The following is a 16,260-nucleotide window of genomic DNA, read 5'->3' as shown; positions in this document are numbered from 1 at the left end:
GACTGTTCAGTATCCCTCGGCCGCGTCAGCGCAAGGGTGCCGCCACGCCGCGGCCCATGCTCCAGATCAGCGCGACGATCTGCTGGGCGTCGAACATCGCGTTCACGTGGGCGACCCGCATCGAGTAGTAGTCGCCCTCGGCGGCCATCACGTCGAACAGCGAGCGGCGGCCGAGCTGCTGCCATTGCTGCAGCGTCGACGCGCGCACGCGGTCGCTGTTGCGCAGGATCTCGACGATGCGCCGGGCGCGGTCCAGCGTGGAAGTGCCGACCTCGTTCATCTCCAAGAGCCGGTAGCGCTTGGCCTCGATGGCCTCGTCGCGCTGCAGCACGGTGGCCCGGTAGCGCTGCACGGCGGCACTGGCCTGGGCGTGGGCGCCGGGCTGGAGGATGGGGATGGTGACGGACACGCCGGCGCCAACGTCGTTGGAGCGCGACTCGCCGGGGCCGCTGCGGAACATCGCGCTGGCGCTGCCGGTCAGGTTGACCGTCGGTTTCTGGCCCGCAATGACGGACTCGGCAAAGCTGCGCTGCGAGCGCGCCTGGGCCTCGGCCTGGGCGACGTCGGCGCCGAGCAGGATGTCGCTCTGCATCTGCTCCAGGTCGGGCATCACGGACAGCTGGGCCGTCATGCCGATGCTGGGCGGCAGGGGCTCGCCCACCAGGCGCTTCATGCGCACCTCCGTCTGGCGCAGGGCCGACATGGTCTGCTCCAGCGACAGGTCGGCCTGCTGCAGGCTCTTCTGCGCCTGCACCAGCTCGCTGGCGCGGCCGCGGTCGGCCTTGGTGATGATCTCCAGCGCGTCGACCAGGCAGGCCATCTTGCGCACGTATTGCGTGTAGACCTGGCCCTGCAGCACATAGCGGCTGCGGTCCAGCGCCAGCGTGACGACGTTCAGCGACAACTGCTCCTCGGCGCTGCGCTGGCCTTGGGCTGCGACTTCGGCGAGCTCCTTGCGCCAGTCGGTCAGCTTGGCGACGCGGCCGGAGTCCCAGACCGGCATGCCGGCCGAGAGCGTTGCACCGGCTTGGCCACCCCGGCCGACGGTCAGGCCGCCGACGTTCTGGTACACGCCGTTGGTGCTGATGGTGAGGTTGGCCGTCGGCAGGCCCAGTGCACGCGTCTCTTCGACGTCCGATCGGGCGGCATCGGCCAGCAGGCGCACGGCGCCCAGGGCCTTGCTGCGCGACAGCGTTGCGTTGATCAGTGTTTGCAGCGCGGCGCGCGGGTCGCCGGTCTGGGTTTCGAGGGCGCTCATGTCGCGGCCCAGGCGCGACAGGCCGGCGTCGTCCTCGTTGCAGCGGCCTTGGGACGCAGGCACCTCGACCGCCGGCGGCGGCGCAACAGTCTTGGGCGGGCGCGTCTGCGCCAGCGCGAGTGAACCGAAAGCGGCGAAGCCGAGGACGATGAGGGGACGGAGCGGGTACAGCATGGCCCCGTCACTAGACCATCCGCCCCCCTCCCCTGAAGCCCGGAAAAGCGGGCCCGCACCTGCCCTTGTTCAGCGCTAGCTACGTTGTCTTGCGGGCCGAGCGCCGGGCCGCTCCCAAGCCGGCCCTCTTGGCGATGTGCTTGCCGGTTGATCCGGCAAGCATCGCCGTCCCCCCGGGGGACCGACCAAGCTCGCCGCGTTCAGCAGGCGAGACTGGGCGAGGGGCAGCTTTACCGCTCGCGCAGCGCTTCCTGCGACTTCATCATCGGCCGCAGCAGGTAGCTCAGCACCGAACGCTCGCCGGTCTTGATCTCCACCTGCGACGTCATGCCCGGGATGACGGGCAGCTTCTCGCCCTTGTACTTGAGGTTGTTGCGCTCGGACGTGACGATGACGCGGTAATGGCCCTCGCCGCTCTTGTCGCCCTCGGTGACGGCGTCGGGGCTCATGTAGGTGACCTTGCCTTCCAGGCCGCCATAGGTGTTGAAGTCATAGCCGGCCAGCTTGACCTCGGCCGTCTGGCCCAGGCGGATGAAGCCGATGTCCTTGGGCTTGATGCGCGCCTCCACCAGCACCTTGGGACCGATGGGCGAGATTTCCAGGATGGGTGCGCCGCTGGCAATGACGCCACCGACGGTGCCGGACTTGATGCTTTTGACGACCCCATGCACGGGCGACTTCAGCACGGTGCGCGTCAGCGCGTCCTGGCGCACCACCATCTGCTCGTCCATCTGGGCCATTTCGCTTTGCACGCGCACCAGTTCCTGGCTGGCTTCCTGGCGGTAGCGCGACAGGCGCTCGGTGCGCTGCTGCTGGATCTCGTTGACCTGGCGGTTCAGCCGCATGACCTCCACGTCGCTCATCAGGCCGCTGCGGGACATGTCCTGGGCGAGCTTGAGCTCCTTGGAGATCAGCCCGAGGCTGCGGTTGATGGCGCCGACCGCCTCGTCCAGCAGGCGCTTGCGGGCGTCGAAGGATTCGGCCTCGCCCTGGGCATAGCGGGCCTTGGGGTCGATGCCGGCGGGCCAGTGGATGCTGACGCGGCCATTGGCCTCGGCATCCAGGCGCGCCGCGGCCGCCTTCAGGGCCAGCAGCTTGGCCTGGCCTTCGTTCTGCTGGGCTTCGACGCGCGTCGGGTCGAGGAAGGCCAGGTCCTCGCCGGCCTGCACTTCCTGGCCTTCGCGCACCTTGAGTTCGCGCAGGATGCCGGCGTCCAGGCTGGCGATGACCTGCTCGCGCCCATCCGGCACGATGCGGCCGTCGCTGCGGGTGATCTCGTCCACCTTGGCCAGGGCCGACCAGGTGATGGCCACCGTGACGACGGCGCACAGCAGGTACAGGGCCCAGGTCGCGCGCGGCAGGGGCTCGTCGATCTGGGCGGCATGAAGGGCACTGACGAACAGGCCTTCTTCCTTGCTCAGGGCTTTGGCGCTCATACGCTATGCCCGCTCGGCCGCCCGAAGGGCATTGCCACCCCCTCGGGGGGCAGTGAGTGAAACGAACGTGGGGGCTTCATACGCTGGCGCTGCGCTGCACGGGCTGGGCCGACGGATGCATGTGTACGCCCTCGCCGCCCTGCGCGGGCGCGGCCGGGCGCACGCCGGACAGCGCCGCCAGCACCTGGTCGCGCGGGCCGTCCATGACGACACGGCCGCCATCGACGACGGCGATGCGCTGCACCAGCTCCAGCACGGCCGGGCGGTGGGTCACGACGACGAGCGTGGCCGTGCCGGCTGCGTCACGCAGCTGGCGCAGGAAAGCCATCTCGCTTTGCGCGTCCATCGAGCTGGTGGGCTCGTCCATCAACAGGATCTGCGGCTTGGTGACCAGGGCCCGGGCCAGGGCCACGAGCTGGCGCTGGCCGCCGGACAGCAGCTGGCCCATTTCGCCGACCGGCAGGTCCCAGCCCATCGGATGGCCGGAGACGACGCGGTCCAGGCCGGTCAGCTTGGCCACCTCGACGAGGCGGCCCGCGTCCAGGTGGGCGCGGCCCATCAGCACGTTGTCGCGCAATGTGCCGACGAACAGGCGCGGCTCCTGGCTGACGAAGCCGACCCGGGCCCGGTACTCGGCCGGGTCGACCTGGCGCAAATCGATGCCATCGACCTCGACCATGCCTTCGGTGGGCTGGTAGAGGCCGCCGAGCATGCGCAGGATGGTGGATTTGCCGCTGCCGATGCGGCCCAGGATGGCGACGCGCTCGCCGGCCTCCAGGCGCATGGTCACGTTGCGCAGCACCTTGGGCGCCGCCGACTCGCTGGCCGCCTGCTGCTGGCCGTGCTGCGGTTGGGGCGGGTAGCTGAAGCCGACGTCGTGCAGACCGACCTTGCCGGTGACCTGGGACAGCGGCACGTAGTTGCGGCTGCTGTCACGCTCGACCGGCGCATTCATCATCTGGTTGAGCGCCATCATGGCGGCGCGAGCACCCTGGTAGCGCGTGGCCAGGCTGACGAGGCTGCCCAGCGGCGCGATGGCGCGGCTGGCGAACATCACTGAGCCGATCAGCGCGCCGGCGGAGATGACGCCGTCATGGATCAGGTAAACGCCCCAGATGAGGATGATGAGGTTGACCGCCTGCTGCAGCGTGCTGGACAGGTTCATGCTCCAGCTCGACAGCGCGCGCGAGGTCAGGGCCGTGTCGGCCACGATGGCCGTCGTGCGCTCGTAGCGGCGCACGAAGCGGCCCTCGGCGCCCGACGTCTTCAGGTCTTCCAGGCCCTCGAGGGACTCGACCAGGGTTCCGTGCAGGTCGGCAGTCTCCTGCATATTGGTGCTCATGGCCTTGCGCAGCGCCCCCTGGATGGCCCAGGACAGGCCCATGATGAGCGGCACGGCCAGCACCAGCACCCAGCCCAGCGGCCCGCCGATGACGAAGGTCATGCCGATGAAGATGACCAGGAAGGGTAGGTCCGACAGGGCCGACAGCGTGGCGCCGGTGAAGAACTCCCGCACCATTTCCACCTGGGCCAGATGGGCGGCATAGGCGCCGGCGGAAGCCGGCTTGTGCTCCATGCGCACCCCGAGGGTCTGGCGGTAGAGCTTGGCGCCGATGACGAGGTCGGCCTTGCGGCCGGCCAGGTCGATGAGGTGGGAGCGCAGCTGGCGCGCGAACAGGTCGAAGACCAGGGCCACCGAGGCGCCCACGGCCAGGGTCCACAGCGTGACCATGGCCTGGTGGGGAATGACCTTGTCATAGATGACCGAGGTCACCAGGCCCGACACCAGCATCAGCACGTTGGACAGCAGCGCCGCCAGCATGGAAGCGCGGTAATAGGGCGTGAAGCGCTTCAGCGTGCCCCACAGCCAATGCGATTCCAGGCCCTTGTCGGCCAGCTTCAGCAGCGGCGCCTCCGAGCGCGGGGCCGAGGCGGTCTCCTGCGGCGACACGGCCAGCATGAAGCCGCTGTACTCGGGCTCCAGTTCGGCGGTCGTGGCCGGCACGGCGGCGGCTTCGGGGCCGGGGAAGACCACTTCATAGCGGCAGGCGCCCGCGGCCACCGCGGCCGGGTCATCCAGGCGGCGCACCAGCACGCAGGCGTCGCCGCCGTTGAGCAGCAGCACCGCAGGCAGCAGCAGGGCATGGATGTCGTCGATGCTCTTGCGCAGCAGGCCGGCGTTGTAGCCCGCCTCGCGCATGACGCGGATGGCGCCGTCGGGCGCGAGAACCCCTTCCACCGGCGCGCCAGCGCGCAGCGACTCGGGCGAGCGCGGCTTGCCGTGGTGGCGCGTCAGCCAGGCCAGGGCCTGCAACAGCGGGTCACCGGCAGGCTGGTTGCTCAGGTTCTCCAGCGGGTCCGGTGGCGGCGCCGGCTCGCCATTGGCGGCCAGGCGCAAGCCCGGCGCCTGCGGCTGGCCGTCAAAGAAGGGGTCGTGCTGACGCGGCATTTAGGCCTTCTGCCTCGCATCGAGCGCAAGCCGCTCGAACTCATGCTCTATATCGCGCACGATGGCCGGGATGTCAAACAGCGGCGAGCTGCGGCCGTGCTCCGCCAGGTAACGCTTGTAAGAAGCTGCGCGGGCCGGCTGGTTGCCGATCTGTACGGCACGCTGCTCGTATTCCTCGATGGTCGTCGTGATCAGGTCGGGCAGGCCGACGGCCGTCAGCAGGCTGCCGGCCATGCGCGAGATGTAGGTGCGGCCCGAGCGGGTCAGGATGGGCGTGCCCATCCACAGGCAGTCGCTGGCCGTGGTGCCGGCGTTGTAGGGAAAGGTGTCCAGGAACAGGTCGGCCAGCGTGAATCGGGCCAGGTAGTCGGCCGGCTGGGCGCGCCCGGCAAAGACGAGGCGTTCGGGGGCGATGCCCTCTTCCACCGCAACGCGCTGCAGGTTGGCCTTGGCAAACGGGTTGTCGGCCAGCAGCCACAGCACGCTCTTGGGCACCTGGCGCAGCACGTGCATCCAGCAGCGCCAGACCTGCTCGCTCATCTTGTGGTTGTTGTTGAAGGCGCAGAAGACGAAACCGTCCTCCGGCAACCCCATCTCGGCGCGCGTTGGCGCCGGGTTGGCGGCGCGCGTACGGTCGCTGACCTGGTAGCAGTGCGGCAGGTAGATGGGTTTTTCGGTGTGATACGGCAGCGACTCCGGCGGCATCACGAAGCGGTCGGCCAGGATCCAGTCCACACCCGGCAGGGCCGAGGTGGCCGGCAGGCCCAGGTAGCTGACCTGGATGGGCGCGCCGCGATAGGCCAGGATGCCGGGGCGCGCGCCGCTGGTCAGCCCCTGCAGGTCGACGAGCACGTCGATGCCAGCCTCGGCAATCATCTCTGCGGCGCGGCGGTCAGGCACGCCGTGCAGCGGCGTGTAGCTGTCCATCGCCCCCTTGATGCGGGCGCGCAGCGGCGTGCCGTCCTCGCGGCTCCAGCTGAAGGCGTGGATCTCGAACTTGCTCTTGTCGTGCAGCTCGTACAGCTCGGCCGTCAACAGGCCGACGGCATGCATGTGCAGATCGCCGGACAGATAGCCGATCTTGATCTTGCCCTCGCGCTTGCGGCCTTTGTGCAGCGGTGGCTCGGTGACCTTGGTGACCTTTTCCAGCACGAAGCGCTGGGCGGTCAGCAGTTGCAGGGCCGGGTCATCGCTCTCGTCCAGCATGCCGAGCAGCGAGGTGCTCATCAAGAGGTGGTTGTGCGTGACTTCGCCAAAGGTCTGGTAGACCGGCCAGGCGCATTGCTTCTGGCGGATGTGCACGTAATGCTGGGCGACGTCGCTCTGGCGCGGGTCCAGCTCCAGCGAGCGGCGCATCAGCGTCTCGGACTCGTCATAGCGCTTCTCCTGCTCCAGCAGGCGGGCGGCGTTGTTGAAGGCGTGCAGGCGCAGGCTCAGCGGGTCGGTGCCCAGCGCGTCGGGCGCCTCGTTGTCGTAGACGGTGCGCCATTCGGCCAGCGCCTCTTCCATGCGCCCCTGGTGCTCCAGCTGGTGGCCGAGGTTCAGGCGCGCCTGGGCGAAGGCCGGTGCCTGCTCCAGCGCCATGCGGTAGACGGTCTCCGCCTCCTCATGGCGGCGCAGTTCGCCCAGGACGGCACCCCAGTTGAAACAGGCCACATGGCGCAGCGGCGACGCGGTGGCGCCGACCCAGTTCTGGTAGAGCAGCGCGGCCGCGTCCAGGGCGCCGGCCGCCTGCAGGCGCGAAGCGGCCTCCATGACCTGGGGCAAAGGCCATTGGCCGCTGCGGGCCAAGCCAAGCCATTGCTCGAGAAGGGCAATACCTTGGGGCGGGGCAGCGGGAGGCGTCGACATGTCCATGCGGCGGGCGGTGTGATCGGATGTTCCGCCGATTTTCAAGCCGCGCCGCCAGGTTGGGCACGGGGAATAGGCTGCGGATTGCGCAGCATTTCCCGCCCCGGGCACCTCAAACTGGGGAATCATGCCCCGCCGCGGGCAGGCGGCAGGGCCTTCGCGAGGCGTCAGACAGGCCGTAGTGGCCTGTCTTCGGTCCCCGCTCAGCCACCCAAATAGTCCGACTTGCCCAGCGGCACGCCGGCATGGCGCAACAGCGCGTAAGTGGTTGTCGCGTGGAAATAGAAGTTGGGCAGGGCGAAATGCCGCAGATAGGTCGAGCCATCGAACTTCAGCGGGTCACCGCTGCGGCGCGGGATGACGATCTCGCGCTCCTCGCTGCCGGCGAAGGCCTCGGCGGGCACGGACAGCACAAAGTCGCGGGTCTTCTTGATGCGCTCGGCCAGCTCGTCCAGCGTGGCTTCGTTGTCCTCGTACTTCGGGATCTCCTGGCCGCCCAGGCGGGCCACGCAGCCCTTGGCGGCATCGCTGGCGATCTGGATCTGCTTGGTGAAGGGCAGCATGTCGGGCGCCAGGCGCAACGTCAGGTAGACGTCGGTCGAGAACTTCCTGGTTTCGGCATGGGCCTTGGCGGCCTCCAGCCAGGTCAGCATATTGCCCAGCATCTTGGCGAATGCCGGCGCGCTCGCGGCGTGCATGGAAATCGGGGTCATCGGGTGTCTCCTTGAGGGAAAGCGATGGTAGCCATGCAACCCTGACCCCTGCTGAGCACCGTGCACAATCCCCTGCAGCTATGAACGTGATCATCCTGGACGACTACCAAGACGCCGTGCGCAAGCTGCGTTGCGCGGCGAAGTTGGAGCCCCTCAACGCCAAGGTCTTCACCAACACGGTCAAGGGCATCGGCCAGCTGTCCGTGCGGCTGCGCGATGCCGAGGTGCTGGTGCTGATCCGCGAGCGCACGACCTTCCCGCGCCAGTTGCTCGAGAAGCTCCCAAAACTCAAGCTGATCTCCCAGACCGGCCGGGTTGGCAGCCACATCGACGTCGAGGCCTGCACGCGCTTAGGAATTGCCGTGGCCGAGGGCGTCGGCAGTCCGGTGGCGCCGGCCGAGCTGACCTGGGCGCTGATCATGGCCTCCATGAGACGGTTGCCGCAATACATCGGCAACCTGAAACATGGCGCCTGGCAGCAGGCCGGGCTGAAGGCTGCGTCCATGCCGGCCAATTTCGGGGTCGGCATGGTGCTGCGCGGCAAGACGCTGGGCATCTGGGGCTACGGCAAGATCGGCCAGCTCGTGGCCGGCTATGGACGCGCCTTCGGCATGAAGGTCATGGTCTGGGGCAGCGAGGCCTCGCGCCTGCGCGCCGAGGCCGATGGCTACCAGGCCGCCCCCAGCCGCGAGGCCTTCTTCGCCGAGGCCGACGTGCTGTCCGTGCACCTGCGCCTGTGCGACGCCACGCGCGGCATCGTCACATCCGAAGACCTGGCCCGGATGAAACCGACGGCGCTGTTCGTCAACACCTCACGGGCCGAACTGGCCGTCGAGGGCGCGCTGGTGTCGGCACTGAACCGCGGCCGGCCCGGCATGGCCGCCATCGACGTCTTCGAGAGCGAACCCATCCTGCAAGGCCACCCGCTGCTGCGGCTGGAGAACGCCGTCTGCACGCCGCACATCGGCTATGTGGAGCAGGACAGCTACGAGCTCTATTTCGACGCGGCTTTCGACAACGTGCTGAACTTCATCAATCAGCAGCCGACGAATATCGTCAACCCGGACGCACTGAAGGTCCTGCGCTGAAGTCCAGCGCTGAGGAAGCGGCCTTGAACCGTCCCGAATCCCTGACGGAACTCTTCCTGGCGTTCTCAAGGCTGGCCCTGCAGGGCTTTGGCGGCGTGCTGGCGATAGCCCAGCGCGAACTGGTCGAGCACCATCACTGGATGAGCAAGGAGGAGTTCGTCGAGACCCTGGCCATCGCCCAGGTGCTACCCGGGCCCAATGTGGTCAACCTGTCCATGATGATCGGCGACCGCTTCTTTGGCCTGCGAGGCGCCGTCGTGGCGCTGGCCGGCATGCTGGTGGCGCCCGCGATCATCGTGCTGGCCCTGGCTGCCGCCTTTGGCCAGCTGGCCCGCCACCCCATGGCCATCAATGCGCTGCGCGGCATGGGCGCGGTGTCGGCCGGACTGATCCTGGCCACCGGCATCAAGCTGCTGCCGGCACTCAAGAAGAGCCCGTTGGGGCTGCCGCTCGCCCTGGGCCTGGCCTTGACGGCTTTCGTGCTGATCGGGCTGCTGCGCTGGCCGCTGGTCAATGTGCTGGCCCTGCTAGGCGGCGGCGGCATGTTCCTGGCCTGGTGGAGAACGCGGCCATGACAACGCCCGTCGATCTTCTCGGCCTCTTCCTGCATTTCCTGACGCTGTCGCTGCTGTCCATCGGCGGCGCCATCACGACGGTGCCCGAAATGCACCGCTACCTGGTCGACAAGACCGGCTGGCTGAGCGATACCGACTTCACGTCGTCCATCGCCCTGGCACAGGCGGCGCCAGGTCCCAACATCCTGTTCGTCGCGGTGCTGGGCTACAACGTGGCCGGCCTGACGGGCGCGGCGGCTGCGATGGCCGGCATCATGCTGCCGTCCAGCGTGCTGACCGTGACGGCCACGCGCTGGGCCCGCGCCAACCGCGAGCACATCGTGCTGCGCGCCTTCTCGGCCGGCATGATGCCGCTGACGCTGGGGCTGATCATCGCCACGGGCTGGCTGCTGGCCCTGCCTTTCCTGCGCGCCGACGAGCACCGCTGGAGCACGCTGGCGATGATTGCCGTCACCGTGCTGCTGACGCTGAGGACGAGGCTGGGCCTCGTCTGGATGGTGCTCGGCGGTGGCGTGCTGGGCGCGCTGGGTCTCGTCTGAGTTCTCAGACGCCCAGGCCGGCCTGCGTGGTCACCGAGCGCTTGCTGACGGGGGACATGCCCAGCGTCACCTGCGCATAGACCTCGTCGGAGCGCGGCATGATGATGGGCGTGTGGATATCGGCCCAGCCGACGATCTCGGTGCCGGCGTCCTCGTCGAGCTTGGCGGTGTCGATGGCGCGCTTCTCGGAGTAGTTGACGCTGCCCGCGGCCAGCACCGAGACGGCCTTGTAGGGGCGCAGCAGCAGGCCGCCGGCCAGCCAGGTGAAGGTGCTGATCAGGTCGTCGGCACCGCCGTCGCCGGAGGGCAGATGGTCGCCGGCGAGGTCTTCGCCGAAAAGCTCGATCTCCAGCCGATAAGTGCGGCCGACATCGCTCGCGTCGAAGGTCATCGTGCCGGCGACGGTCACGTCGCGCTTGCTGCCATTGACGGCGCCGAGGGTGATGGTGGGGGTGGAAAGCGTGGCCATGATGGGCTCCTTGAGTCAGTTGAATCAGATCGAGGGCTCGCCAGGAATGGCTTGCCTGCCTGTACTGACGCAAGGCAGCGCCCGCAGGGATCAGCCCCGCGCTGGTGAAAGTTCACCCTGCGCCGACGCCACCCGGCCGAAACGCTGCCGGCGGTCGGCCCAGCAGCCGCAGGAAGGCGCGCCGCATGCGCTCGGTACTGCCGAAGCCGCATTCCAGCGACACGCGCAACACCGACGCCGAGCCGCCCTCCAACGCCGCGCGCGCCGCTTCCACGCGCAGCCGCTCGACCGCCTGCGCGGGCGTGGCGCCCGTCTCGGCGTGAAAACAGCGCGCGAAATGCCGTGGGCTCATGCAGGCCCGGGCGGCCAACTCGTCCACGCGGTGATCGCGCTTCAGGTCGCGCCGCACCTCGTCCAGCAGCGCGCCGAAACGGCCGTCGGGGCGCTGCAGGTCCAGCAGCGGCGAGAACTGCGACTGCCCGCCGGGCCGCCGCCGCTCCACGACGAGCTGGCGCGCGGCCTCCCGTGCGAGGTCTTCGCCATGATCGTGGGCCAGCAGTGCCAGGCAGAGGTCGATGCCGGCGGTCATGCCGGCGCTCGTCCAGAGTTCCGGCAGGCCAAGCTGGCGGACTGCGGGCTCGCGGACGTAGATGCGGTCGGGCTGCAGGCGCACGGCGGGAAAGTCGCTGGCGAACTGCCGGCTGCGTGACCAATGCGTCGTGGCCGTGCGCTCATCCAGCAGGCCGGCGGCGGCCAGCACGAGGCTGCCGCTGCAGATGCTGGCTACGCGCGCGCCCGATTTGCTGGCCCTGCGCAGCCAGGCAATGAGGCGGCCGTCGCGGCAGGCGGCGTCCACGCCATCGCCGCCGATCACCATGACCAGGTCGAGATCTCCCAGATGGCGCGGCAGCCCCTGCACCGGCCAGGCCACGCCGGCCGAACTGTGCACGGCAGGCGGCGCACTCGCCACCAGCCGCCAGTCGTAGCTGCCCGGCCGCGCCAGGCGGGCGAGCTCGAACACCGCCATAGGCCCGGCCAGGTCGAACTGCTGGAAACCCGGGAAGAGCACGAAGGCGATGCGGCAGGTCATGCCGACATGATGGCAGGAAAGGTGGGAACTGCGTCATGGCGGCCATGGGCCAACCCACACAAACTGCTGCCCATGGACCACGAAGCACCCACCATGACCGACCCCGGACACGACCTCATCACCATCACCCGCCGCCCCGACACGGTTTTCGTCTCGGGCCAGGGCGCCTGGCTGACCGACGAGGGCGGCAAGCGCCACCTCGACCTCGTGCAGGGCTGGGCCGTCAACAGCCTGGGCCACAGCCCGGCCCTCATCACGCAGGCCCTGCTGGCGCAGTCGCAGCGGCTGCTGAACCCCAGCCCCGCCTACTACAACCGCCCGCTGCTGGACCTGGCCGGGCGCCTCGTGGATTCAAGCTGCTTCGACCGTGTCTTCCTCGCCAGCTCGGGCGCCGAGGCCAACGAGGGCGCGGTGAAGCTCGCGCGGCGCTGGGGCAGCAGCATGCGCAGCGGCGCCAACGAGATCATCGGCTTCGAGCAGGCTTTCCACGGCCGCACGCTGGCGATGATGAGCGCTTCGGGCAAGCCGGGCTGGGGCGAGATCTACCCGCCCATGCCCGGCGGCTTCGTGAAGGCGCGGCTCAACGACATCGCATCGGTGGAGCGCGCAATGACGCCACTCACGGCGGCCGTGATGATCGAATTCGTGCAGGGCGAGGCGGGCGTCGTTGTGGCCGACCCGGGCTTCGTGCGCGAGCTGCGCGCGCTGACGGCCGAACGCGGCGTGCTGCTGATCGCCGACGAGGTGCAGACCGGCATCGGTCGCTGCGGGCATGCCTTCGCCTACGAGCACTTCGGCATCGAACCCGACGTGATGACGCTGGCCAAGGGCCTGGGTGGCGGCGTGCCGCTGGCGGCCTTGCTGTGCAAGGAGGCGTTCAACTGCTTCCTGCCCGGCGACCAGGGCGGCACCTTCTGCGGCAACCCGCTGATGGCGGCGGTGGGGCTTGCCGTGGTCAACGAGGTCTGCCGCGAGGAGTTCCTGGCCGGTGTGCGCGAGCGTGCGGCGCAGTTGTCCGTCGGGCTGCAGGCCGTCGCGCGCGATCACGGCTTGCTGGGCGAGCGCGGCCTCGGGCTGCTGCGGGCACTGGTGCTGCCGTCAGACGTCGCGGGCGAGGTGGTGGCGGCCGCCCAGGCGCTGGAGCCGGTAGGGTTGCTGCTCAATGCGCCCCGCCCTCACCTCATTCGACTGATGCCGGCGCTGAACATCAGCGCGGCCGAGATGGACGAGGGGCTGGCGCTGCTGCGCCGGGCGCTGCGCGAGGTGCTGGGTTGAGGTTCAGCCCTGCGTGGTCCCGAAGATCTTGTCGCCCGCGTCGCCCAGGCCCGGGATGATGTATCCGACATCGTTCAGGTGACTGTCGATGGCCGCCGTCCAGCACCGCACATCGGGATGGGCCGCTTGCAGGGCCTTCACGCCCTCGGGGGCAGCCACCAGCACCAGGGCGCGCACGTCCTTGCAGCCGCGGGCCTTCAGCAGGTCGACGGTGGCGATCATGCTGCCGGCCGTGGCCAGCATGGGGTCGATGATCAGCGCCGTGCGGGCGTCGAGGTTGCCCACGAACTTGTCGAAGTAGTTCACCGGCTTGAGCGTCTCGTGATCGCGCGCCAGGCCCACGACCGAGACCTTGGCGTTGGGCAGGATGTCCAGCACACCGTCCAGCATGCCCAGGCCGGCGCGCAGGATGGGCACGACGGTGACCTTGCGGCCCGCGATCTGGTCGATCTCGGCGGGGCCGCTCCAGCAGTTGATCGTCGTCTTCTCCAGCGGGAAGTCGGCCGTCGCCTCGTAGCAGAGCAGCCGCGCCACCTCGCCGGTCAGCTCGCGGAACTTCTTCGTCGAGATGTCGACCTCGCGCATCAGGCCGATCTTGTGCTTGACGAGGGGGTGCTTGACTTCGATGACGGCCATGGCGGGCTTCCTATTTTTTCTGAATAGTCAGAATTATCGACGTTGACGAAGGGCCTCGTAGAGGCAAACCCCGGACGCTACCGACACGTTCAGGCTTTCGACGGCGCCGGCCATCGGGATGCGCACCAGTTCGTCGCAGGTCTTGGCCGTCAGCTGGCGCATGCCCTCACCTTCCGCGCCCAGCACGAAGGCCACCGGGCGCTTCAGGTCCAAGTCGTAGATGGAGCGCTCGGCCTGGTCGGAGGTGCCGACCACCCAGATGTCGCGTTCCTTCAGCTCATTCAAGGTCCGTGCCAGGTTGGTGACCATCAGATAGGGCACGGTCTCGGCCGCGCCGCTGGCCACCTTGGCCACCGTGGCGTTCAGGCCTACGGCGCGGTCCTTGGGGGCGACGACGGCATGGGCGCCAGCGCCATCGGCCACGCGCAGGCAGGCACCGAGGTTGTGCGGGTCGGTCACGCCGTCCAGCACCAGCACCAGCGGCGGGCCTTCCACCGCGTCCAGCACATCGTCCAGCGAATGGAGCTGGGCCAGCGCCTGCACCCGGGCCACGACGCCCTGGTGGCGCGGGCTGCCGGCGATCTGGCTCAGACGCTCGTCGTTGCTCTCCACCAGCTTGGCGCCGGCCTCCTTGGCACGCTCGACGAAGGCGCGCATGCGCTGGTCGCGCCGGGAAGGGTCGAAATGGACCTCGGCGACCGAGGCCGGATGGGTCTTGAGGCGGACGGTGACGGCGTGGAAGCCGAACAGGACGGACTTGGGGGAGCTCATGGCCGCATTGTCGGTTCAGCGGCCGGCCTGCTTCCTCGCGTTCTCCATGACGTTCACAAAGCTGTCAGTCCAGAAGCGCGCCTTGTTCTTGGCCAGATGGTCCAGCAACTGGTCATGCGCTTGACGCGTGACGCTCAGGTGTTCTGCACCCACGCCGTGAAAGAGCAGCGACACCAGCGCATGCTGGGCCGCCGCCTTTTCGACCAGGGCGATCAGTTGCTCGCCGCTCCAGCCCTCGACGAAATAGACCGGCATGGCATAGGGGTCGAGCGCGGCAGCATCGGTAGCCATGGCCGGGCCGGCAGCCCGGTAGGCGACGAAATGCGGCTTCAGTGCCGCGACGAAATCCTGGCCGCCGGCCTGCATGTCCAGGCACGGGGGCGTGAACGTGCGGCGGGCCTTGCCGTCCAGCGCTTGCAGCCAGGTGTTGGCGGCGATGACCTGCTCCTGCACCTGGGCCGGCATCTGGCGCTCCAGGTCGCGCTGCGGCTGCACCCACTCGCGGCCGGGGCCTTTGGCCGAGCAGCCGTGAAAGAGGCTGTGGTTGCCGAGCTCGTGGCCCGCCGCGGCGGCGGCCTTCCATTCGTTCTGCCGGCCGGGCAGCGTCGGCCCGTTGATGGGAATGTAGAAACTCGCCCTCAGGCCGCGCTTGTTCAGCGCCGGCACGACATGATCGAGCTGGCTGTCCAGCGCGTCGTCATAGCCCAGGCTGACGGCCGCCTGCGCGCCGTTCGGCCACACGAAGGGCGCCGCCTGGACGGTCCAGCTCATCATCAGGCCAGCGGCGGCCAGAAGCAGTGCCCGCATCACGATCCTTTCAGCACTTGAACAACCATCAGCACGCCGATCAACACCGGCTGATGAACCATGTAGAAACTCAGTGACCAACGCCCCAGCACAGCCAGCGGCCGCGGCGCGCTGCCGGCCCAGAGGCCGGGCCAGGCACGCGTGACGACAAAGCCGAGCAGCATGACGCCCAGCCACGGCAGCACCGGCACATAGTCCTCGGTGATGGGCTTGTGGGTGACGAGGCCGACCCAGTTGGTCCAACGCGTGTCGAAGAAGGCCAGCTGCACCAGCCGCGGCGCCGCAATGGCCAGCGCCGCCAGCACCAGCAGCGCCGCGTTCGGCAACCGGCTCAGGCCCATGCGCAGCAGCAGCAACATCACCGCGATGCCATGCAGCACGCCAAAGCTGATCCAGCTGTTGGGGAACATGAACCACGAGCCCAGCGAGACCAACGCCGCGCAGCCAGCTACCTGGCTCCAACGCTTCCAGAAGCGGCCAGCGCCCTGCCCCGCCAGCACCGCAAGGGCCTGGCCGCCGCCGGCGCAGAACAGGAAGAGGCTGACGATGCAGATGCGCTGCCAGGTCCAGACCGGGTCGCGGTAGAAGTCCTGGCGGATCCAGCCGAAGTGGTTCAGGTCGAAACCGAAGTGGAACGCGGCCATCCAGACGATGGCCAGGCCGCGCAGGGCGTCGAGGCGATCGGAACGGGGGGGCGATTTGTCGGCGGCGGCCGTGGGCATGCAGGGCTAGGGAGTCGGCGAGGACGCCGGATTCTGACGCCTCGGCACATAGCCCCGCTGCACGAAATCGGTCTGCATCAGCCCCTGCATCGCGAACTGCGGCCCGCGCGCGCCACGCGCCCTGGCAGCACGGCGAGGCGGCGGTGCCAGCGGTGGCTGGCTGGCGGCGTTTTCGGCGGGGCGCGCCGAAGCCGGCACGTCGGACGCTGGCGAGGCGGCGGGGCTGGGGATCTCCACCCCATTCGGTTGCAGGTTGCGCGCCGGCAGGGGCACACCACTCTTCTCGCAGGGCTGGTCGGTGTAGCGCACCTGCCCGTCCACTTCACACCGCCAGACCTGCTGCGCCCAAGCACCGCCGCATGTCAGCCACATTGCCAGACACATTCCCAACCCTGCAGCCAAGCGCT

16 protein-coding genes are annotated in these 16,260 nt (G+C 68.9%); 4 read left to right on the top strand and 12 right to left on the bottom strand.

The features are described from left to right. Positions 1-25: 25 nt before the first annotated feature. The 5 genes from AC1DW0_RS06525 to AC1DW0_RS06505 all read right to left on the bottom strand — a co-directional run bounded on the left by AC1DW0_RS06525 (position 26) and on the right by AC1DW0_RS06505 (position 7,881). Positions 26-1,432, bottom strand: a complete 1,407-nt coding sequence (locus AC1DW0_RS06525; RefSeq protein WP_477945203.1) for a TolC family protein — start codon at positions 1,430-1,432, stop codon at positions 26-28. A gap of 230 nt (positions 1,433-1,662) precedes the next feature. Then, positions 1,663-2,868 carry an HlyD family type I secretion periplasmic adaptor subunit gene (locus AC1DW0_RS06520; protein WP_457391087.1) on the bottom strand — a complete coding sequence of 402 codons (1,206 nt, stop codon included), beginning with the start codon at positions 2,866-2,868 and terminating at the stop codon, positions 1,663-1,665. A gap of 76 nt (positions 2,869-2,944) precedes the next feature. Next, entirely contained in the window at positions 2,945-5,317 is a 2,373-nt protein-coding gene (locus AC1DW0_RS06515) for a type I secretion system permease/ATPase (RefSeq protein ID WP_457391088.1), read from the bottom strand. Then, complete coding sequence (locus AC1DW0_RS06510) at positions 5,318-7,072, bottom strand: O-linked N-acetylglucosamine transferase, SPINDLY family protein (RefSeq protein WP_477945202.1); 1,755 nt, start codon at positions 7,070-7,072, stop codon at positions 5,318-5,320. A 299-nt stretch (positions 7,073-7,371) separates the two neighbouring features. Beyond that, positions 7,372-7,881, bottom strand: coding sequence for a DUF1993 domain-containing protein (locus tag AC1DW0_RS06505; protein ID WP_457356429.1), 510 nt, complete (start codon positions 7,879-7,881; stop codon positions 7,372-7,374). Between the two features lie 80 nt (positions 7,882-7,961). Here AC1DW0_RS06505 and AC1DW0_RS06500 point away from each other — a divergent pair, with 80 nt between their 5' ends. Genes AC1DW0_RS06500 through AC1DW0_RS06490 form a run of 3 tightly spaced genes read left to right on the top strand, consistent with a single transcriptional unit; the run spans position 7,962 to position 10,083 of the window. Next, positions 7,962-8,969 (top strand): D-2-hydroxyacid dehydrogenase family protein, encoded by a 1,008-nt coding sequence (locus AC1DW0_RS06500; RefSeq protein WP_457322584.1) that lies wholly within the window; start codon positions 7,962-7,964, stop codon positions 8,967-8,969. Positions 8,970-8,992: 23 nt separating this feature from the next. Next, positions 8,993-9,544, top strand: coding sequence for a chromate transporter (locus AC1DW0_RS06495; protein ID WP_477945201.1), 552 nt, complete (start codon positions 8,993-8,995; stop codon positions 9,542-9,544). Then, on the top strand, positions 9,541-10,083 hold the full coding sequence (locus AC1DW0_RS06490; protein WP_056196499.1) for a chromate transporter: 543 nt from the start codon (positions 9,541-9,543) through the stop codon (positions 10,081-10,083). The genes AC1DW0_RS06495 and AC1DW0_RS06490 overlap by 4 nt, the downstream gene beginning before the upstream one ends. Positions 10,084-10,087: 4 nt before the next feature. Here AC1DW0_RS06490 and AC1DW0_RS06485 read toward each other — a convergent pair whose 3' ends face one another. Beyond that, positions 10,088-10,552, bottom strand: a complete 465-nt coding sequence (locus tag AC1DW0_RS06485) for a hypothetical protein (protein ID WP_056196495.1) — start codon at positions 10,550-10,552, stop codon at positions 10,088-10,090. Positions 10,553-10,664: 112 nt separating this feature from the next. Further along, positions 10,665-11,642 (bottom strand): GlxA family transcriptional regulator, encoded by a 978-nt coding sequence (locus tag AC1DW0_RS06480; RefSeq protein WP_477945200.1) that lies wholly within the window; start codon positions 11,640-11,642, stop codon positions 10,665-10,667. A gap of 93 nt (positions 11,643-11,735) precedes the next feature. Between AC1DW0_RS06480 and AC1DW0_RS06475 the strand changes: the two genes are divergently transcribed. Further along, on the top strand, positions 11,736-12,917 hold the full coding sequence (locus AC1DW0_RS06475; RefSeq protein ID WP_477945199.1) for an aminotransferase class III-fold pyridoxal phosphate-dependent enzyme: 1,182 nt from the start codon (positions 11,736-11,738) through the stop codon (positions 12,915-12,917). Between the two features lie 3 nt (positions 12,918-12,920). Here the strand turns inward: AC1DW0_RS06475 and upp are convergent, their stop codons facing one another. From upp to AC1DW0_RS06450, 5 genes are read right to left on the bottom strand one after another with little or no spacing between them, the layout of a single operon-like run. Next, positions 12,921-13,553, bottom strand: coding sequence for a uracil phosphoribosyltransferase (gene upp, locus AC1DW0_RS06470; RefSeq protein ID WP_056196489.1), 633 nt, complete (start codon positions 13,551-13,553; stop codon positions 12,921-12,923). 33 nt (positions 13,554-13,586) lie between these two features. After that, positions 13,587-14,324, bottom strand: coding sequence for a 23S rRNA (guanosine(2251)-2'-O)-methyltransferase RlmB (gene rlmB, locus AC1DW0_RS06465; protein ID WP_056196486.1), 738 nt, complete (start codon positions 14,322-14,324; stop codon positions 13,587-13,589). Between the two features lie 15 nt (positions 14,325-14,339). Then, on the bottom strand, positions 14,340-15,131 hold the full coding sequence (locus AC1DW0_RS06460; protein ID WP_457391095.1) for a polysaccharide deacetylase family protein: 792 nt from the start codon (positions 15,129-15,131) through the stop codon (positions 14,340-14,342). Continuing rightward, positions 15,131-15,853, bottom strand: a complete 723-nt coding sequence (locus AC1DW0_RS06455; RefSeq protein WP_457391097.1) for an acetyltransferase domain-containing protein — start codon at positions 15,851-15,853, stop codon at positions 15,131-15,133. Before AC1DW0_RS06455 ends, AC1DW0_RS06460 begins: the two co-directional genes overlap by 1 nt. Before the next feature lie 6 nt (positions 15,854-15,859). Then, the gene (locus AC1DW0_RS06450) at positions 15,860-16,225 is read right to left on the bottom strand and encodes a hypothetical protein (RefSeq protein ID WP_477945198.1); all 366 of its coding nucleotides are present in this window, start codon (positions 16,223-16,225) and stop codon (positions 15,860-15,862) included. Positions 16,226-16,260 lie beyond the last annotated feature (35 nt).

Source organism: Roseateles sp. P4_D2, assembly GCF_056401875.1.
Note: the sequence above shows the minus strand (reverse complement) of the source record. Positions and strands in the feature narration are given on the sequence as shown.